Origin of the sequence: Microcella sp., from assembly GCF_046293215.1 — a bacterium.
Taxonomy (GTDB): Bacteria; Actinomycetota; Actinomycetes; order Actinomycetales; family Microbacteriaceae; genus Microcella.
Genome location: NZ_JBKBPI010000001.1, coordinates 157,856 through 173,911 on the forward strand (window position 1 = coordinate 157,856; position 16,056 = coordinate 173,911).

Annotated in this window: 18 protein-coding genes; 5 read left to right on the plus strand and 13 right to left on the minus strand. The window is 66.0% G+C overall.

Translation table 11 applies throughout. The features are described 5' to 3' along the window. Positions 1–36 precede the first annotated feature (36 nt). The 7 genes from ACK4SC_RS00755 to ACK4SC_RS00785 form a co-directional block, all read right to left on the minus strand. Positions 37–1,455, minus strand: a complete 1,419-nt coding sequence (locus tag ACK4SC_RS00755; RefSeq protein WP_409613874.1) for a hypothetical protein — start codon at positions 1,453–1,455, stop codon at positions 37–39. Positions 1,456–1,567: 112 nt separating this feature from the next. After that, a complete protein-coding gene (locus tag ACK4SC_RS00760) occupies positions 1,568–1,909 on the minus strand; it encodes a helix-turn-helix domain-containing protein (RefSeq protein ID WP_409613877.1) in 342 nt (113 codons plus the stop codon). Continuing rightward, on the minus strand, positions 1,906–2,928 hold the full coding sequence (locus ACK4SC_RS00765; RefSeq protein ID WP_409613880.1) for a tyrosine-type recombinase/integrase: 1,023 nt from the start codon (positions 2,926–2,928) through the stop codon (positions 1,906–1,908). Before ACK4SC_RS00765 ends, ACK4SC_RS00760 begins: the two co-directional genes overlap by 4 nt. A 433-nt stretch (positions 2,929–3,361) precedes the next feature. Next, positions 3,362–3,871 carry an N-acetyltransferase family protein gene (locus ACK4SC_RS00770; RefSeq protein ID WP_409613883.1) on the minus strand — a complete coding sequence of 170 codons (510 nt, stop codon included), beginning with the start codon at positions 3,869–3,871 and terminating at the stop codon, positions 3,362–3,364. Then, the gene (locus ACK4SC_RS00775) at positions 3,868–4,155 is read right to left on the minus strand and encodes a PLDc N-terminal domain-containing protein (protein ID WP_409613886.1); all 288 of its coding nucleotides are present in this window, start codon (positions 4,153–4,155) and stop codon (positions 3,868–3,870) included. Before ACK4SC_RS00775 ends, ACK4SC_RS00770 begins: the two co-directional genes overlap by 4 nt. Then, positions 4,152–4,928, minus strand: a complete 777-nt coding sequence (locus ACK4SC_RS00780) for a hypothetical protein (protein WP_409613889.1) — start codon at positions 4,926–4,928, stop codon at positions 4,152–4,154. Before ACK4SC_RS00780 ends, ACK4SC_RS00775 begins: the two co-directional genes overlap by 4 nt. 9 nt (positions 4,929–4,937) lie before the next feature. Further along, on the minus strand, positions 4,938–5,222 hold the full coding sequence (locus ACK4SC_RS00785) for a hypothetical protein (RefSeq protein WP_409613891.1): 285 nt from the start codon (positions 5,220–5,222) through the stop codon (positions 4,938–4,940). 231 nt (positions 5,223–5,453) lie between these two features. Here ACK4SC_RS00785 and ACK4SC_RS00790 point away from each other — a divergent pair, with 231 nt between their 5' ends. Continuing rightward, complete coding sequence (locus ACK4SC_RS00790; protein WP_409613894.1) at positions 5,454–6,473, plus strand: TerC family protein; 1,020 nt, start codon at positions 5,454–5,456, stop codon at positions 6,471–6,473. A 3-nt stretch (positions 6,474–6,476) separates the two neighbouring features. Here ACK4SC_RS00790 and ACK4SC_RS00795 read toward each other — a convergent pair whose 3' ends face one another. Both ACK4SC_RS00795 and ACK4SC_RS00800 read right to left on the minus strand, forming a co-directional pair. Next, a complete protein-coding gene (locus ACK4SC_RS00795) occupies positions 6,477–6,938 on the minus strand; it encodes an NUDIX hydrolase (protein WP_409613897.1) in 462 nt (153 codons plus the stop codon). A 2-nt stretch (positions 6,939–6,940) separates the two neighbouring features. Then, positions 6,941–7,714: an SDR family oxidoreductase gene (locus ACK4SC_RS00800; RefSeq protein ID WP_409613900.1), complete on the minus strand. Its 774-nt coding sequence runs from the start codon at positions 7,712–7,714 to the stop codon at positions 6,941–6,943. 102 nt (positions 7,715–7,816) lie between these two features. On the opposite strand from ACK4SC_RS00800, the gene ACK4SC_RS00805 reads away from it, so the two are divergent. From ACK4SC_RS00805 to ACK4SC_RS00820, 4 genes are all read left to right on the plus strand, one after another. Next, positions 7,817–8,296 carry an NfeD family protein gene (locus ACK4SC_RS00805; RefSeq protein WP_409613903.1) on the plus strand — a complete coding sequence of 160 codons (480 nt, stop codon included), beginning with the start codon at positions 7,817–7,819 and terminating at the stop codon, positions 8,294–8,296. After that, entirely contained in the window at positions 8,293–9,219 is a 927-nt protein-coding gene (locus ACK4SC_RS00810; protein ID WP_409613907.1) for an SPFH domain-containing protein, read from the plus strand. The genes ACK4SC_RS00805 and ACK4SC_RS00810 overlap by 4 nt, the downstream gene beginning before the upstream one ends. A 6-nt stretch (positions 9,220–9,225) precedes the next feature. Next, the gene (locus tag ACK4SC_RS00815) at positions 9,226–9,987 is read left to right on the plus strand and encodes a glycerophosphodiester phosphodiesterase family protein (RefSeq protein WP_409613910.1); all 762 of its coding nucleotides are present in this window, start codon (positions 9,226–9,228) and stop codon (positions 9,985–9,987) included. Positions 9,988–10,101: 114 nt separating this feature from the next. Further along, on the plus strand, positions 10,102–10,470 hold the full coding sequence (locus ACK4SC_RS00820) for an RNA polymerase-binding protein RbpA (protein ID WP_409613913.1): 369 nt from the start codon (positions 10,102–10,104) through the stop codon (positions 10,468–10,470). Here ACK4SC_RS00820 and ACK4SC_RS00825 read toward each other — a convergent pair. The 4 genes from ACK4SC_RS00825 to tatC are packed head-to-tail and all read right to left on the minus strand — an operon-like array spanning position 10,467 to position 16,053. After that, positions 10,467–11,234, minus strand: coding sequence for a polyprenol monophosphomannose synthase (locus ACK4SC_RS00825; protein WP_409613916.1), 768 nt, complete (start codon positions 11,232–11,234; stop codon positions 10,467–10,469). The two genes, ACK4SC_RS00820 and ACK4SC_RS00825, sit on opposite strands and share 4 nt — an antisense overlap. Beyond that, positions 11,231–12,775, minus strand: coding sequence for an apolipoprotein N-acyltransferase (gene lnt, locus ACK4SC_RS00830; RefSeq protein WP_409613919.1), 1,545 nt, complete (start codon positions 12,773–12,775; stop codon positions 11,231–11,233). The genes ACK4SC_RS00825 and lnt overlap by 4 nt, the downstream gene beginning before the upstream one ends. Beyond that, positions 12,768–15,206, minus strand: a complete 2,439-nt coding sequence (locus ACK4SC_RS00835) for a DEAD/DEAH box helicase (RefSeq protein ID WP_409613922.1) — start codon at positions 15,204–15,206, stop codon at positions 12,768–12,770. The genes lnt and ACK4SC_RS00835 overlap by 8 nt, the downstream gene beginning before the upstream one ends. Beyond that, a complete protein-coding gene (gene tatC, locus ACK4SC_RS00840) occupies positions 15,193–16,053 on the minus strand; it encodes a twin-arginine translocase subunit TatC (protein ID WP_409613925.1) in 861 nt (286 codons plus the stop codon). The genes ACK4SC_RS00835 and tatC overlap by 14 nt, the downstream gene beginning before the upstream one ends. Between the last annotated feature and the right edge of the window lie 3 nt (positions 16,054–16,056).

Below are 16,056 nucleotides of genomic sequence, written 5' to 3' on the forward strand. Positions count from 1 at the left end.
TTCCGAGCCGGTTACCTGTGCTGGCGCCCCCAGAGGTCAATTGCCGTGCGCGTGCTGTTTCGCGTCTACGTAGCGCGCCATGTGGGATCCGGAACGTTCAGCATGCTGAGCGAGCGTCTTCGGCGAGTAGCCGAGCAAGTCAGAAAGGGACGCCACATCGATGAGGGCGGTGAGCTGCTTCAGCGTTGTGTTGCGGGTGCGCTGGGGGTCGATACCCAGCGTGTTGAGCCGCTGCTGCAGCGTAGGAACTGACAGGTGTCGACCGGCCCTGTAGCCCGGAAAGAGCCAGTCGGTGCCGGTGTTCGTGGTAAGTCCGTCGCGGTCTTCGAGCTGTTGCCAGAACATGGGCGCAAGGGGTTCGGGGATCTCGCTCGGGTTCGATCCAAGGCGGATGAACATGCCATCGGGGCGAAGCTCGAGCTGGTCCGTTGCGAGCCTGACGATGCGCGTGAGCGAGGTAGCCCACAGCAGGTGGATGAGCGCGGCGACTCTGGTGCTAAGCGCGACCTGCTGGAACTCGACGGCGTTGCGGATCGCTTGGATGCGTTGCGCCTGCGTGAGCGTGGGCAAGGTGATCGCCTTGCGGGGTGGGACGTAGAGCTTCCGTGAGCCACCGCGGCCGCGGGCGAACCAGCCGATGAAGTGCTTGATCTGGAAACGTGTGGTGACTGCACCGTCGAGGTAGGCGTCGATATCTTCTTGGCGGAACGTTGTGACGGTCCGTTCGCGGGCCTCTTCGACCCAGATGAGGAACTTGCCGGCCTCGGTGATCTGCTGTCGCGCGTTACGACAGGCGATGTCCATGTTCGCTACGCCGACGCGTCCGCGCAGTCGGTTCAGGTGATGCCACCGTGCGTACTGCTCGATGATGGATGCCACGTCGGGATGGGGACCTAGCTCGCGCAGGCGGGTGTCGACCCAGCGTTCGAAGATCGCCAGGTGTCGATCCGCTGGGGCCACCATGAGGCGGTTGTGGATGAGGATTTCGCGGAGATGTTCCACCGAGTGAGTGCTTGGCAATGCGTTGAAGGCCTCTGGGGTGAGGTCGAGTTCTCTGTCGCCGATCTTCCTGAGCAGTTCCTGGGCCTTCGCCCCGCGCATCCAGGTGTAGATGCTCTCGGGGCGTGCGGATTCGACGAGGATTTGGATCAGCCGTTTGATTCGCAGGTCTGGGGGAGTGGTGGGCTTGAGGAGCTGAGTGAGGTCGGCCTCGATCACACATCGGGCACAGTGTCCGGCGCGGAATCGCTCGGCTTCGACGCCGCACTTGTTGCACGTCATGTTGGTGGTGATGCCGGCGCAGTCGCGACAAATCGGCTTGGCATGCGCGTCCCGGCCCGGCAGCAGCCGGTCGTCGCCGCAGCCGGCGCATATCCCGTAGGTGTGTGTCGCTTCGGTGAAGCAGATGCCGCAGATCGCGCCGTCTGGCCAATGGACGCGGATCTTGGCGCTCATGCGTCCGCACCGGTCGCAATGCTTGTCGCCCTCGCTCCGGGGCCTCCCGCGTTGCCCGGGCGGTGTGAGCGAGTTCAGCGTGGCTGGGCGGACCCGGCCGAACTCGCGGGGCCTAGCCATCGTCTCGGGTGACGCGTGCGCGAACGGGTCGATAGTTCCGCAGGTCGGGGACTCCTGGATCACCGTTGGCCGCGCGCTTCTGACGAATGTTGCGTGCGTCGGTCGCGGTGAAGGTGACCAGGTCATTCACCTCGCAGTGCAGGATGTCGCATAGCGCGACGAGGACCTTGAACGCGATCCGTTCCGGATCCTGCGCCACTAGCCGGTAGACCTGTGAGGCCGACAACGTGATTCCTCGCTCGCGGAGGGGCTCGACCAGCTGCGTGCTGCTGGTGATGTGTTGGCGGGCCATCAGCTCGCGGATGCGCCACTGGTACTTGATCTCGCGTCTCATGATGCGCCCCGTCTCTTCTTGCGGTTCGGTGGAAGCGGCGGCCGCGGCGGAAGCCTGAGCTTTCGCTTCGGCAGGGCCACCGTCGTGCCGGTCGCCTCGAGCGTTTCACGGTGGACTCGGGCGAGCTCGGCGATTTGGAAGTCGGCCGCTGGGAGGGTGTAGATCGATGTTGTGGCCGCGTGCTCGTGTCCGAGCTGCATCTGGATGAACTTGATGTCGTATCGGTACGACGTGAGCAGATGCGTCGCGTACGAACGGCGCAGGGAGTGGAAATCGAGCCCGGGTGGGAAGCCGAGCTCGTCGACGCAATCGCTGACTCGCTGCCAGAGGTGGTTCGCCGACACCACGTTGCCGGTGTTGGTGGGAAACAGATCGGTCAACGGTTCGCCGTAGCGGGGGAGGACGTTGTTCGTCCAGTCCTCTGCGACCTCGGCGGCCCATTGCCACACCGTCAACACGTTGCGCGGCTTGAACACTTGGCCAGCCTTCGCTTTCCCGAATCGCACGTGCAGGTTGCCGAAATCGCCGAAGTATGGCGTACGGGCATTCGCAGAGAAGTCGACGATCTGCAGGCGCCGGACCTCGGTGACGCGAAGCCCCCACCCGTACGCGATTTTGCAGGCCGCGGCGTCCCGCAGCACCGTCAGGGCGCCGCTGCGTCCAGACTCGAGCACACGGACGTACTCCACGTCCAGGAGGTCGAACAGCTGCTGGAGCTCGTCCTCGGTGAATGCCCGCTTTTCAGGCTTGGCCTCGTTGGTCTGCGAGTGCGTGATCCGGTTGAACTCATTGACGACCTGAGAGAAGACCTGGCCGAACATCTGAGCTGATCGCACGCTCCAGTCGTACGCCGGGCTCGTCGCGAAGTCGCAGAAAGCCTCGATCATGCCTTGATACGCGCGCAGCGTCGACTGCGCCAAGCCTCGAACCGCTCGAAGGTGGTCGAACCAGTCGGTTGCGTCTCCGATGCTCCACTCCCACGGGAACTTGCCAGCCGAGTCGCACAGGCGGAGCACCACAGAACGACTCGTGCGCACATAACCCGCCTTGATCCCGCGCGAGCGCAACGAGGCACCCCACGCGTCGAGGACCTCTTCGAGGAACGCATCCGGATCCGGACCGGCCCCGGGAACGGGCAGGAATGACAGCGTCCCACCGCCACCAGCACCCGCCATCGGACCTCACCACCTCGCCTGCAAATATTGCAGGATTCCTGCAGAAATCGCAACGGCGGATTGTGGAAAAGCCGATCAGAGGGCAAATTCAGCCCAATGGCGACGCGTGGCATGCATTAGCGCAAGCGTGGCCGCAGAATCTGACCGAGATCGAGTTTTCCCTGGTCATGTGTAAATTGCGCATGCGGGGAAGTGGTTAGCCGGTTCTCCAGATCCTGCATTTCCTGCAAGTTCTGGATTTACTTTCTGACATAATGAAGATTATCGGATAAAGACTTTACGCGGAGATGCGCACCATTCGAGCCTCGAGGAACGTCGGCACCCGGTCGTCAGGCTTGACCATTCCGTCGAATCGGAATCCGTTGCGGCGGTAGAACGCCTGAGCGCGCGGGTTTCGCTTTGCCACCCACAGAACCGCGTCGTCCTTCGCGGTGAGCACAGCATCCAGCAGTCGCTGGCCGATGCCGGTTCCGTGGTGCTCAGCGAGCACGTACAGGGTGTACAGCTGGCGCCCGGCACCTGTCGCCCGATCGGACTCATCGAGCGGTGGCCCGGACGATGCGAAGCCGATAACCTCTGCGTCGCGTTCCGCCACGGCGATGCGCTGCGTCGGAGCCGTGGCGTCACCGAGCATCCATGACCACATGCGTTCTCGATGCTCAAGCGCCTCACGTCCAAAGAAGTGCTCGGGAAGTTGGTCGCGATACGTCTCGATCCAGGTGTCCAGGTGCACGCGGGCGATCGTGCTGGCGTCACCAGCGGTGGCCGTGCGCACCTCGTAGATCACCGCCGAACGCTCGTGTTGGTCGGCACGAGGAGGCGATCCCGTGTGTGTGGACGGCCGATCAGAAACCACAGCAGCGGCCCGAGGACCTGCAGGAAGACGGCGAGGAGCAGCCACCCGACGAGAGCAAGACTCGTGAGTCCGTCTCGGTGTCGGGAAATAGACACGATGGCGAGCAGGAGCGGTATGACGACGACCAGGGCGGCCATCGACCAGATCAGGTCGTACACCGGCGGAAGAATCAGCCCGACACCCGCGACAGAACCCGGAAACTCCATCACGCTCATCCGCCAAACTCCGATATGTAGTAGACCGCTGTGTGGTTGCGGCTGCACGCCGTGTGCACGGTGGTGATCGCGTCGTACGCACTGTCGAGTGCCATTCCCACGTCGGTGCCGAGGGTCGCGCGCACCTCGGCGAACACATCCTTCAGCTCGGACTCGGCCGACGAGACGAGGGCGTCGAGCTCGGCCGTGGCGAGCGCGACGCGCTCGCGCCACTCGTCTTCGTCAACAGCGTTGTAGTAGCGATACCCGAAATCAGCGTTCGACAGGTCGCTCACGACGGGGATGAACGCGGCGCAGTCGTCGCCGATCGCCTGGTCGGAGATGAACGCCATTGGTGAGAACGTTGGCCTCAGCGTCCACGACGCTTCGTCGTGCACAACAATGCGCAGGGTCGACCGGAACGACTCGGTGATCGGCCAGGCGAAATCACTGCTCGTCGAGCACTCGCCGCGATGCGAACCCGCAGTGGCCTCCCACATGTTGCCGAACTGGACGACGAACTCGCCGGGGCCTTCGCAGTCGAACTCGATGTGGAACGAGTTCGATCCTTCGGGAATGTCGAGCATGATCGGCTTCTCGAACTCCGGCCCCACGCCGGTGAGCTCGGACGGCGTTGCGTCGACGATCTCGAGAACGGGCGGTTCGACTGTCGGTTCGGTTCCCACGCTCTCCCCTCCCCCGGCGCACGCCGACAACAGGAGCGCCGCCGCAACGACGGTGGACGCGACACCGACGTGCCGTTGCTGAGCGGAACGCAGGAAAAGTGTGAGCATGCCCCGACTCTAGGGGTAGTCGTCGCCGGTGACCAGACCTTTCTCCCCCGACACGCCGAATCGACGGACAGCGGGCCGCCCCCAGGCAAACCAGCAGATCGTGCCGAGCGGTCCCCCGATGATGACCACGGCGACCCACGCCATGAGGGTGGAGTCGCGCATCCACTGTCGATGCGCGTGGAGTGAGGTGAGGGCGCACAGCCCGAACACGAACACGACGATCAACAGTCCGGACACCGGCGAGCCGAAAAAGGGGGGGATGCTCGCTGCCGCGAGATCCGCGCTCACCGTCATCGACGCATCCATGACGCGATTTCACCGCGCGACGCTGGGAAGCGGCCGCGTGCCGATTCGCGCGCACCGCCACCGGTGTGCTCTACTTGCGCCCGGAGGGGAGTATCCCCGCACTCGACGTCGCCTCGTCACCACGGTTCGCAATCGAACCCGGGGCCACGGGCCGGTCACGACCGGTCGGGAGAGACCTCCTGATCGTCACCCCGCTCGGGTGGTCAGGAGTACTGCATCGTGGACGTTGCCCTCTGGGTCTGGTTTGCCGTGATTGGCGCCATCATCGCCCTCCTCGCAATTGACCTGTTCGCGCACCGGAAGGCGCACGTCATCGGCGTGCGTGAGGCCGCGCTCTGGAGCGTCTTCTACATCGTTGTCGGCGTAATCTTTGGCGGCATCGTGTGGAGCGTGTGGGGCGCGGAGTTCGGCCAGCAGTACTACGCCGGGTACCTGATCGAAAAGTCGTTGTCGGTCGACAACGTGTTCGTGTGGGCGATCATCTTCACCTTCTTCGGCGTGCCACGGCAGTACCAGCACCGAGTGCTCTTCCTCGGAGTCCTGGGCGCCCTCGTCTTCCGCGGCATCTTCATTGCCGCCGGAGCCGTCTTGATCAGCCAGTTCGGCTGGGTGCTCTATATCTTCGCCGCGTTCCTCATCTACACGGCGATCACCATGATCGTGAAGCGCGACGACCACATCGACGTCGCCAACTCGAAGGTCATGAAGTGGTTCCAGCGGGTCACCCCGATGACGGACGCGTACTACGGGCAGAAGTTCGTCATCCGTCGCGCCGGGGTCGTCTACGCCACTCCCCTGTTGGCGGTGCTCGTACTCGTCGAGGTCAGCGACATCATCTTCGCGGTCGACTCGATTCCCGCGATCTTTGGCGTGAGCCAGGAGGCCTTCATCGTTTTCACCGCGAACGCGTTCGCCATCCTCGGACTCCGCGCGCTGTACTTCCTGCTGGCCGACCTCATTCACCGTTTCGTGTACTTGAAGATCGGACTCGCAGTCGTGCTGTTGTGGGTCGGCGCAAAGCTGGCTCTGATCGAGGTGCTGCACGTGCCGACCGCGATCTCTCTCGCCGTGATCGCGGTGATTCTCACCACGGCGATCGTCGCCAGCATCGTGAAGACGCGGGGCGAGGGGCGCCACGCTCCTCAGGTCGACGCGGCACCGCCGTTCCGTGAGGCGAGTGACGACGAACTCGCGGAGGCGGAGGCGGTCTTCGGCCGCAAGGAACTCACGCGGTCCTGACGGTCAGCCCTCGTCGGCGACGAGCCGGATGAGGTCGGGCAGGTGCGCAGGCTCATACGGCTCCGAGCCGGAACGGAGCTCCTCCGCGGTGGCCCACCAATGCGCCGTGACATCCACGTGCTCCTCCGCCGTCCAGTTCGCGCTCGACGGAACGAATCTCTCGGCGACGCGGAGCGCGTAATACTCGGCGTGACCCTGGTCGTGGTCGGCCTCGTCCCACGAGACGGCGAAGTCGAGCGAATGGATGCTCGGCCCCAGGTCATCGACACGAAGGCCCGTCTCTTCGAACAGCTCACGCACGGCTGCCTGCGCATGGGTCTCACCCGGGTCGACGCCGCCCCCGGGGGTAATCCAGCGCGCGGACCGCGACGAGTCGGGGGCCGCGGTCAGAAACAGCAGCGCGGCCCCCGACGGGTCGACGACGAGGATGCGCGACGTTCGTCGCAGGCCGGGCCGCGGCCCCACCCCTACTCGCCCGCGTAGGAGGTGAAGTAGCTGACGTCGCCGACGAGCCGCGTGTTGTCGGCGGGCACCGGCTCGACAGCGGCGAGGGCGACCTCGGCAGCGAACTCCGACACGTTGTAGAGCTTGCCGGCGGCCTCCTTGCGCGTCTCGATCGCGCCGGGTCGTGCGCGTTCCAGCAGCGTCGCCGTGATCGTGCCCTCGATCATGTCGCCAGAAACAACGGTGAAGCCGATGCCACGGTCGGCGAGAGTGCCGATGCGCTCGCGCAGGGCGTCCTCACCGGCCCGCTTCGACAGCGCGACGGCTTCGTACTCGGGCATCGTCGGCACCGTGCGAATGAAGTGGGCCTGGTGGCTCGTGACGAAGACGACACGACCGCCCTCGCCCATGAGCGCCGTGCCCTGCTCGAGGGTGTTCACTTGCGCGTCGCGGTTGAGGCGCAACGCGTAGTCCTCCCCCATGTTCGACTCCATCCCGCCCGAGGCGTTGAGCACGAGGATGTCGAGCGAACCGAAGCGCTCACGCACAGCCGCCATCATCTCGGCGACCGACGCGGGGTCAGTGAGGTCGGCGCCGACGGCGATCGCCTGGGTGCCCTGCTCAGCAAGCTCTGCGACGAGCTTCTCGGCCCGCGGGGCCTTCGAGCGGTAGTTGATGACGACGTTGGCGCCAGCGGCGGCGAAGTAGCGCGCCGTGTCCGCGCCGATGCCGCGCGAGGATCCGGTGACGAGGGCGGTCTTGCCGGCGAGTGCGCCAGCGGGAAGAGGACTGTTCACGGGTTCCGAGCGTACCGGGTGCTGATGTTCGGCGGCGCGCGGGTCAGTGCTGATAGCGTGACAAAAGCACCGTTTGACAGCACGCGACGAAGGGGCGCCACGATGCTGCTGGACCTCACCCAGTACCTGTGGATCATGTGGCTGGTCTTCGTGCTGATCTGCGTGATCATCGAGCTGCTGACGCTCGAGTTCACCTTCCTCATGATCGCCGCGGGTTCCCTCATCGGCGGCTTGGGGGCGAACCTGCTCGGCTTCCCGTGGTGGGCGCAGATCGCCCTTGCGGCGGTCATTGCCGCCGGGCTGCTCTTCACGATTCGACCCCTCCTGCTGAAACGGCTGAAGTCGGGCGGAGACCCTGCGAAGAGCAACGTCGACGCCCTGTACGGGATGCGCGCGCGGGCAACCAGCGCGATCACCGACGATGGCGGCTTCGCGCGGCTGGCCAACGGAGAGACGTGGACGGCGCGCCTCGCGCCGGAACACGAACACACGACCATCGCGGAGGGCGCTCGTCTCGTCGTCACCCGCGTCGACGGGGCGACCGTGGAGGTTGCGCCAGAAGAAAGGACTGAGACCGAATGATCGGCCCATCCGAATTCATCGGGCAGCTGTTCGTCATCGCGCTGCTCGTCGTTCTTGCGATCTTCGTGATCGTGGTGATCGTGCGCGCGATTCGCATCGTGCCACAGGCCTACGCCGGCGTCGTGGAGCGCCTCGGGCGCTATCACAAGACCCTCCAACCCGGTCTGAACCTGCTCGTGCCCTTCATCGATCGCATGCGGCCCCTGGTCGACATGCGTGAGCAGGTCGTCTCGTTCCCGCCGCAGCCGGTGATCACGGAAGACAACCTCGTCGTGTCGATTGACACGGTCGTCTACTTCCAGGTGACCGATGCGCGTGCCGCGACCTACGAGATCGCGAACTACCTGGCCGCCGTCGAGCAGCTCACCACTACGACGCTGCGTAACGTCGTCGGTGGTCTGAACCTCGAGGAGGCGCTGACCAGTCGCGACAACATCAACGGTCAGTTGCGCGTCGTGCTCGATGAGGCGACGGGCAAGTGGGGAATCCGCGTCAACCGCGTCGAGCTGAAGGCGATCGATCCGCCCGTGTCGATCCAGGACTCGATGGAGAAGCAGATGCGCGCCGAGCGCGATCGCCGCGCCGCGATCCTTACGGCCGAGGGCACGAAGCAGTCGCAGATTCTCGAGGCCGAGGGTCGTCGGCAGGCCGAGATTCTCAAGGCTGAGGGTGACGCGAAAGCGCAGGTGCTGCGCGCCCAGGCCGAGGCCGAGGCGATTCAGACCGTGTTCGACGCCATCCACCGGGGCAATCCCGACTCGAAGCTGCTGGCCTATCAATACCTCCAGACGCTGCCGAAACTCGCCGAGGGCGACTCGAACAAGATGTGGATCATCCCGAGCGAGTTGACCGAGGCCCTGAAGGGGATCGGCCAGGGGTTCTTCGCTCCCCAGGGCGACCGCCGCACTCCCCCGGCTGTCTAAGGGTCAGTGTCGACCGAGCTGCCGTACTTTTCTCCGGCGAGGCCGCGGGTGTTCGCGCACCGCGGCCTCGCCGTTTCCGCGCCGGAAAACACGCTGCTCGCCTTTCAGCACGCACTCGAGCTCGGCGTCGACCACATCGAAATCGATGTGCACGCCAGCAGTGACGGGCACGCCATCGTCGCCCACGACGACGACCTCCGCCGTGTCGGAGGGATCGATGCCCGCGTCGACGCGCTGACGGCACGCGACCTCGCCCGCCTCGACCTCGGCGCGGGGCAACATGTGCCGACGCTCGCCGAGACGCTTGACGCATTCCCCGACGCGCGATTCAACATCGACCTCAAGTCGGCTGCCGCGATCGCCCCGACGGTTGCTGCGATCCGCGCGGCGCGAGCGGAGCAGCGGGTGCTGCTCACGAGCTTCAGCGAGCAGCGGCGCCGGGCGGCGCTGCGGTTGCTCCCTGAGGTGGCGACCAGCGCATCCGGGCCGCGATTCGCCGCGGCCCTGCTGGCCACGGTCGTGCGCGCAGGCCCGGTCGTCCGACAAGCGTTGCGCGGGCTGCACGCCGTGCAGATTCCCGAACGCGCCCTCGGCATCTCGACGGTGACCCCGGCACGCATCGCGGCGTTTCATGCCGCGGGCGTGGAGGTGCACGTGTGGACCGTCAACGAGCCCGCCGACATGGCTCGGCTGCTCGACCGCGGCATCGACGGGATCGTCACCGACCGTGCCGACCTCGCGCTCTCGGTGGTTGCCGATCGCGCGTGACAGCCCCGCCGGGTCTGTCAATGTTCTGGGAACACAGCACCTTCGTCCACGGTTCCCATGTGTCGGGTCTATACCTATACATGGAATTTTGCGGTCGCTAACAGGAGGTGCACGATGGCTGATCGAACCCTTCGCGGCATGCGTCTCGGCTCGCAGAGCCTGCAGAGCGAAGACGGTGTTGAGTTCGCCGAGCGCCAGCGGGCCCGCTTCCGGACGTCGGATGGCGAAGAGTTCGAGGTGATCTTTGCCGCCGATGCCGAGCTGCCCGAGGTGTGGGAGTCGCCCAAGTCGGGCAAGGAGGGGCGCCTGCTCGCTCCGGACGGCACGCCCGTCGAGGTCGACGAGGGCGAGCAGAAGGCTGCCCGAACGCACTGGGACATGCTGCTGGAGCGGCGGACGCGTGACGAGCTCGAAGAACTGCTCCAGGAGCGACTGGAACTCCTGCGCGCCCGGCGCGGCGGCGGAGAGAAGATCGGCGCCTAGGCGTCCCAGCTGGTGAGTCGCCGGCGCCCGCCGCGCGAGGCGATACCCCACGCGGTGACACGGCCTAACGCCTCCGCGACGATCCCCGCGTGCATCTTGGAGCGCCCGTTTGCACGCTCAACGAAAGCGATCGGATGCTCGCGCACCACGCCGTTCGCCTGCTCGATGCGCCACGCGAGTTCTACCTGGAAGCAGTACCCCTGGCTCGAGACATGCGCGCGATCGATGCCCGACAGGGCGGCGACGCGGTAGACCCGGAAGCCGGCGGTGATGTCTCGAATGCGTGATCCGAGCATCCGACGAGCGTAGCTGTTGCCCGCTCGCGAAATCGCTCGCCGAAACCACGGCCAGTTCACCACTGACCCTCCTGGCACCCAGCGGGATCCGATGACGAGGTCGGCTCCCTCCGTGTGCGCGAGCGACAACATCGCCGGCAACTCGGCCGGGTCATGGGAACCATCGGCATCGATTTCGACCACACGGGCGTATCCACGCTCGGCCGCGATGGCAAAACCGGCGAGGTAGGCGCTGCCCAGCCCGTCTTTGCCCGCGCGGTGCAGCACCTCGATACGCGTGTCAGCCTCGGCCAGCTCGTCGGCAATGCGGCCCGTACCGTCTGGCGAGGCGTCGTCAACGATGAGTACATCAGCGTCGGGAACAGCAACGCGGATGCGCGCGATGATCGAGCGCAGACTGTCGGCCTCGTTGTAGGTCGGCACGACGACGAGACAGTCCGCCCCCGACGTGGCGGCAGGAGGAGTCATACGGCGTTGTCTCCGCGTCGCGGACGCGCGAGAACCCCAGCGCCGAGCATGGTCGAGAGCGTGAACACGATCACCAACCACTCGAGCGTGCGGCCGAGTGCGTGCGCCGGGGTGATGGTGTCGCTGAGCGGCACATCAGCGACCATCGTTCCCGGCTCGAAGCGCGGCAGGTCGACGATGGTCGAGCCATCAGGGGCGATGATCGCGCTCGCTCCGACGGTGGACGCATTGACCAGGGCACGCCCCGCCTCTACCGCGCGCAGTCGGGCAATGGCCAGCTGTTGCACACTCTGGTCGGTGACGCCGAAGTCGGCGTTGTTGGTTGGCGAGATGATGACCTCTGCCCCCTCGTCAATCATCTGCAGAAACAGGTCGTCAGCGACGATATCGAAACAGATCGCGATGCCGGCGATCACGCCGTCGACGTCGAAGATCGTGTCGCGCGTTCCGAACGCGAAGTCGCGCGGCACGAGGTCGAAGAGATCGGGAGCCAACGGGTAGAAGAACTCTCGCGCCGGCAGGTATTCGGCAAAGGGCACCGGGCGGATCTTGTCGTACTGATCGACCGCCCCCACGCCGGAGCGCCAGAGCAGCTGACTGTTGAAGGTCTGCTCGCCGTCGGCCGTGATGGTGCCGACGAGCAGCGGGGCGTTCACCTGCTCAGACACGACGTCCATGACGGTGGCCGCGTACTCGTTGCGCAGCGGGTCGATGTCGCTCGCATTCTCGGGCCACACGAGCATGTCGATATCGTCGCGTCCGAACAGCGGCCGAGTGGCGTCGTAGTGGTCCTGCAGGATTTCGCCGCGCTCGTAGTCGGCGAAGAGCCCGGAGTTCGAGTTTCCCTGCACGGCAGCGATGGTCGTCGTGCCGATGATCGTCACGGGAAAAGCAGGCCAGACGAGCAGAAGCACCGCGAATCCCACCGGCATGGATGCTCGGTGCGCGCGCGGGAGGCGGCGTTCGACGATGCCGGCGACGCCGAGGGCCACGAGGGCGGCGATGAAGAAGCTGAGGGCGGAGAACCCCGTCCAGGCAACGATCGGCGCCAGCGGCCCCTCGGCCTGGCTGTGGGCAAGTCTGCCCCACGCGAATCCGCCAAACGGGAAGACGCTGGAGACGGATTCGCGCACCATCCAGGCTCCCCCGACCACGAGCGGAGTGAGCACGAGACGGCCGGCGGTTCCGGGCCAGGCGCGGGGAATCCAGCGCCAGGCCAGAGCGATGAGTGCGCCGCCGAGGGCGGTGAAGAAGACCTGCGCGAGCGTGAGGGCAAGCCAGGGCACGATTCCGAGATAGACGGTGAGCCACTCGATGAGCGCTCCGTAGTACGCGAAGCCGCTCACGGCGCCGACCAGCAGGCCGCCTCCGATGCTCCGCCCGCGCAGCGCCCAGAGCACGAAACCGAGCCCGGGAAGGAGCAGCGGCCACCAGCCGGGGTCGGGGTAGGCAAGGCTCATCAGCCAGCCCCCGAACACGGCAGCAAGCAGCGCAACGCCGATGCTTGGCGCCGGGCGGGTCGTCGTGCTGAGGTCAGGCAACGGAGCTGTAAGCGACGATTCCGCGTCGCACGGAGTCGAGGGCGGTGCGGGCCGTGCGGCCCACGGGGCCGTCAGCCACGAGGGAGATCTGATCGAGCAGGTCGATGGTCTGCTTGCACCAGCGCACGAAGTCGCCCGCGGCAAGATCCGCATCACGCAGCACCACATCAAGGGATGCGCCCTGCGCCCACTTCTGCATCGGAAGAGCGAGTGTCGTCGCGAGCGGCTCGGTTCCGGGCAGGCGATGCTCACGCTCGAGGTCGTCGAGCCGCGCCCACAGTTCTTGAGTGCGTTCGAGGGCCGGTCGGAAGGCGCCACGCGGCAACGCGTACTCGGGCGCCTGACCGTCGTCGCGCCGAGCCTCGAACACGACGGCGCACGCCATCGCGGCGAGGCCCGCGTGATCGAGATCGCGCCAGAGGTCGCGGCGCAGCGCCTCGGCGACCAGGAGGTCGCGTTCACCGTAGATGCGGCGCAGCGATCGTCCGTGCGTCGACAGGCTGAGCCGCCCGTGCTCGTCGTCCACGAGGTATCCGAGCTCGCCGAGCACCTCGGTCACGCGGTCAAACACCTGCGCGACCGCGCCCGTGCGACCCTGAATCTGTCGGCTAACGGTGTCGCGCTCGCGCTTGAGCCGCCAGTAGCGCTCGGCCCAGCGCGAGTGCGCCTCGCGATCGGCGCATCCATGACAGGGATGCTTCCGCATGCGGGTGCGCACGCCCTCGATCTGCTTCTGGCGACGATCGCGCTCAGCACGACCGTGAGCATCCGCAGCCCGGCGTCGCTCCAGATCACTCAGTTCACGTCGCAACGAGGAGTACTGCCGGAAGTCGCCGAGGTGACACTCCATCGCCCTGGCGTATCCCTCGAGAGCCTCATCGTGCTTGCGCACAGTGCGTGCCAGGTCGACGACGGCACGGTCAGCCTGGAACTGTGCGAAGGAGCTCTCGAGAATCTCGCGCGTGCGAGCCCGGCCGAACTGCTCGATCAGGTTGACAGCCATGTTGTAGGTCGGCCGGAAGGATGAGTTCAGCGGGTAGCTGCGCCGCGACGCGAGCGAGGCGACCGCCTGCGGGTCGAGCCCCGACGCCCACTGGATCACCGAGTGGCCTTCCACATCGATGCCGCGCCGGCCGGCACGGCCGGTCAACTGCGTGTACTCCCCCGGCGTGATCGGCACCCTCGCCTCGCCGTTGTACTTTTCGAGTTTCTCGAGAACCACCGTGCGGGCGGGCATGTTGATGCCGAGGGCGAGGGTCTCGGTTGCAAACACAACCTTCAGGAGCTTCTTCTGGAACAGCTCCTCGACGACCTCCTTGAAGGCCGGCAGCAGTCCGGCGTGGTGGGCTGCGACCCCGCGCTGGAGGCCGTCGAGCCACTCCCAGTACCCAAGGACGGCCAAATCATCGTCGCGCAGCGTGCGGCAGCGCTCCTCGACGATCTGGCGAATCTCTTCACGCTCGTGCGCGTCGGTGAGGCGCACGCCCGAACGCAGCACCTGGCGAACGGCCTGGTCGCAGCCCATCCGGCTGAAGATAAAGAAGATCGCCGGGAGGAGGTTCTTCCCGTCCAGCAGGTGCACGATATCGGCGCGCGACATGCGGCCCTCGTCGCGCCCGCGGTGGGCCTGCCAGCGGTTCGGATGCTTCCTGCCGCGGCCGCCTCCGCTCTGCGAGTAGCCGCCCGCTTTTGCCAGCTGCACAAGCTCCGGATTGACCCGGTTGGTGGCCGCCCGCCCCGACGAATCGAACAGGTCAACCATCTTTGAGCGCACGATCACGTGCTGCTCGAGCGGCACGGGTCGCACCTCCGAGACGATCACGTCGGTGTCGCCACGCACGGCTTGCAGCCAGTCGCCGAACTCCTCCGCGTTCGACACGGTCGCCGACAGCGAAATGAGCCGAACCGACGCGGGTAGGTGGATGATGACCTCTTCCCACACCGCGCCGCGGAAGCGGTCAGCGAGATAGTGCACCTCGTCCATGACGACATACGCCAGATCGGTCAGCAGCGCCGAATCGGCGTACAGCATGTTGCGCAGCACTTCGGTCGTCATGACGACGATGCGGGCGGAAGCGTTGATGTTGGTGTCGCCGGTGAGAAGCCCCACCTCGCTGGGCCCATACTGCGCGACGAGCTCGGTGTACTTCTGGTTGCTGAGCGCCTTCATCGGCGCCGTGTAGAAGATTTTCGCGCGGGCATCAAACATCGCGAGAAAGACCGCGAACTCGGCGACGATCGTCTTGCCCGCGCCCGTCGGCGCGGCAACGAGCACGCTGCGACCCTCCTCCAGGGTCCGACAGGCGGCCGCCTGGAACGGATCGAGATCGAACGCCAACTGGTCGCGGAACGCGCGCAGACGCGGAAGCTGCCTCATCGCGCGGGCAGCTTCATACCGTTCGGCCGGCGACCGTTCGTCAGTCGCGGTCATCGCGCGTCGCCACCGCCCCAGCGTCGGTGTCGTCGGCGCCGTCGGGCGCGTCGGCGAAGCCGTACTCAGCCGCAATCTTCGCCTCTTTGCGGGCAACTCGCCGGTCGTTGAACGCGGCAACCGCGCAGGCGGCGAAGTAGAGGCCGATGAGCGGCAGGGCCAGCAAGATCATCGAGAGCACGTCGGCCGCGGGGGTTGCGAGCGCCGTGAATGTCGCGATCGCGAGGATGGCCCACCGCCACGACTTCAGCATCGCCTGGGCGCTCACGACCCGGGCGAAGTTCAGCAGGACGAGCAAGAGCGGAAGTACGAACCCCACACCGATCGCGAGGATAAATTTCACCGCGAAGTCGAGGTATGTGCGTGCCTGAAGCAACGTCGCTGACTCAACGAACGCGAAACCGGTGAGCAGGGTGACGATGTTCGGGAAAACCAGCCACGCCGCGACGCACCCGCTAATGAACAGCGGCGCTCCCGCAAACAGGAAACCGACGGCGTAGCGCTTCTCGTTCTTGTGGAGCGCGGGAACGATGAACGCCCACAGTTGGTACAGCCACACCGGCGATGCGACGACGATGCCGACGAGGAACATGATGATCAGGCGTGTGTCGAACGCCTCGCCGACCGTCACGTACGTGAGTGACGCATTCCGCTCTTGCTCTTCTGCGATGCGCAGAACGGGCTCGCTCAGCGCGGCCCAGATCGGGTCGACGAGCCACCAGCCGCCGATCGCGGCCACAATGATCGCAACGCCAGCGATCGTGATGCGCTTGCGCAACTCGACGAGGTGCTGGCCAAGGGTCATGCGGCCCTCGGGATTCCGGGACCGCGTCGGGCGGTCGCTCACCGC

Excerpts from the sequence above, each read along its gene's own strand:
- ACK4SC_RS00755 (WP_409613874.1), bottom strand. The coding sequence starts at position 1,455 with ATGAGCGCCAAGATCCGCGTCCATTGGCCAGACGGCGCGATCTGCGGC.
- ACK4SC_RS00760 (WP_409613877.1), bottom strand. The coding sequence starts at position 1,909 with ATGAGACGCGAGATCAAGTACCAGTGGCGCATCCGCGAGCTGATGGCC.
- ACK4SC_RS00775 (WP_409613886.1), bottom strand. The coding sequence starts at position 4,155 with ATGAGCGTGATGGAGTTTCCGGGTTCTGTCGCGGGTGTCGGGCTGATT.
- ACK4SC_RS00780 (WP_409613889.1), bottom strand. The coding sequence starts at position 4,928 with ATGCTCACACTTTTCCTGCGTTCCGCTCAGCAACGGCACGTCGGTGTC.
- ACK4SC_RS00785 (WP_409613891.1), bottom strand. The coding sequence starts at position 5,222 with ATGACGGTGAGCGCGGATCTCGCGGCAGCGAGCATCCCCCCCTTTTTC.
- ACK4SC_RS00805 (WP_409613903.1), top strand. The coding sequence starts at position 7,817 with ATGCTGCTGGACCTCACCCAGTACCTGTGGATCATGTGGCTGGTCTTC.
- ACK4SC_RS00810 (WP_409613907.1), top strand. The coding sequence starts at position 8,293 with ATGATCGGCCCATCCGAATTCATCGGGCAGCTGTTCGTCATCGCGCTG.
- ACK4SC_RS00820 (WP_409613913.1), top strand. The coding sequence starts at position 10,102 with ATGGCTGATCGAACCCTTCGCGGCATGCGTCTCGGCTCGCAGAGCCTG.
- ACK4SC_RS00825 (WP_409613916.1), bottom strand. The coding sequence starts at position 11,234 with ATGACTCCTCCTGCCGCCACGTCGGGGGCGGACTGTCTCGTCGTCGTG.
- ACK4SC_RS00835 (WP_409613922.1), bottom strand. The coding sequence starts at position 15,206 with ATGACCGCGACTGACGAACGGTCGCCGGCCGAACGGTATGAAGCTGCC.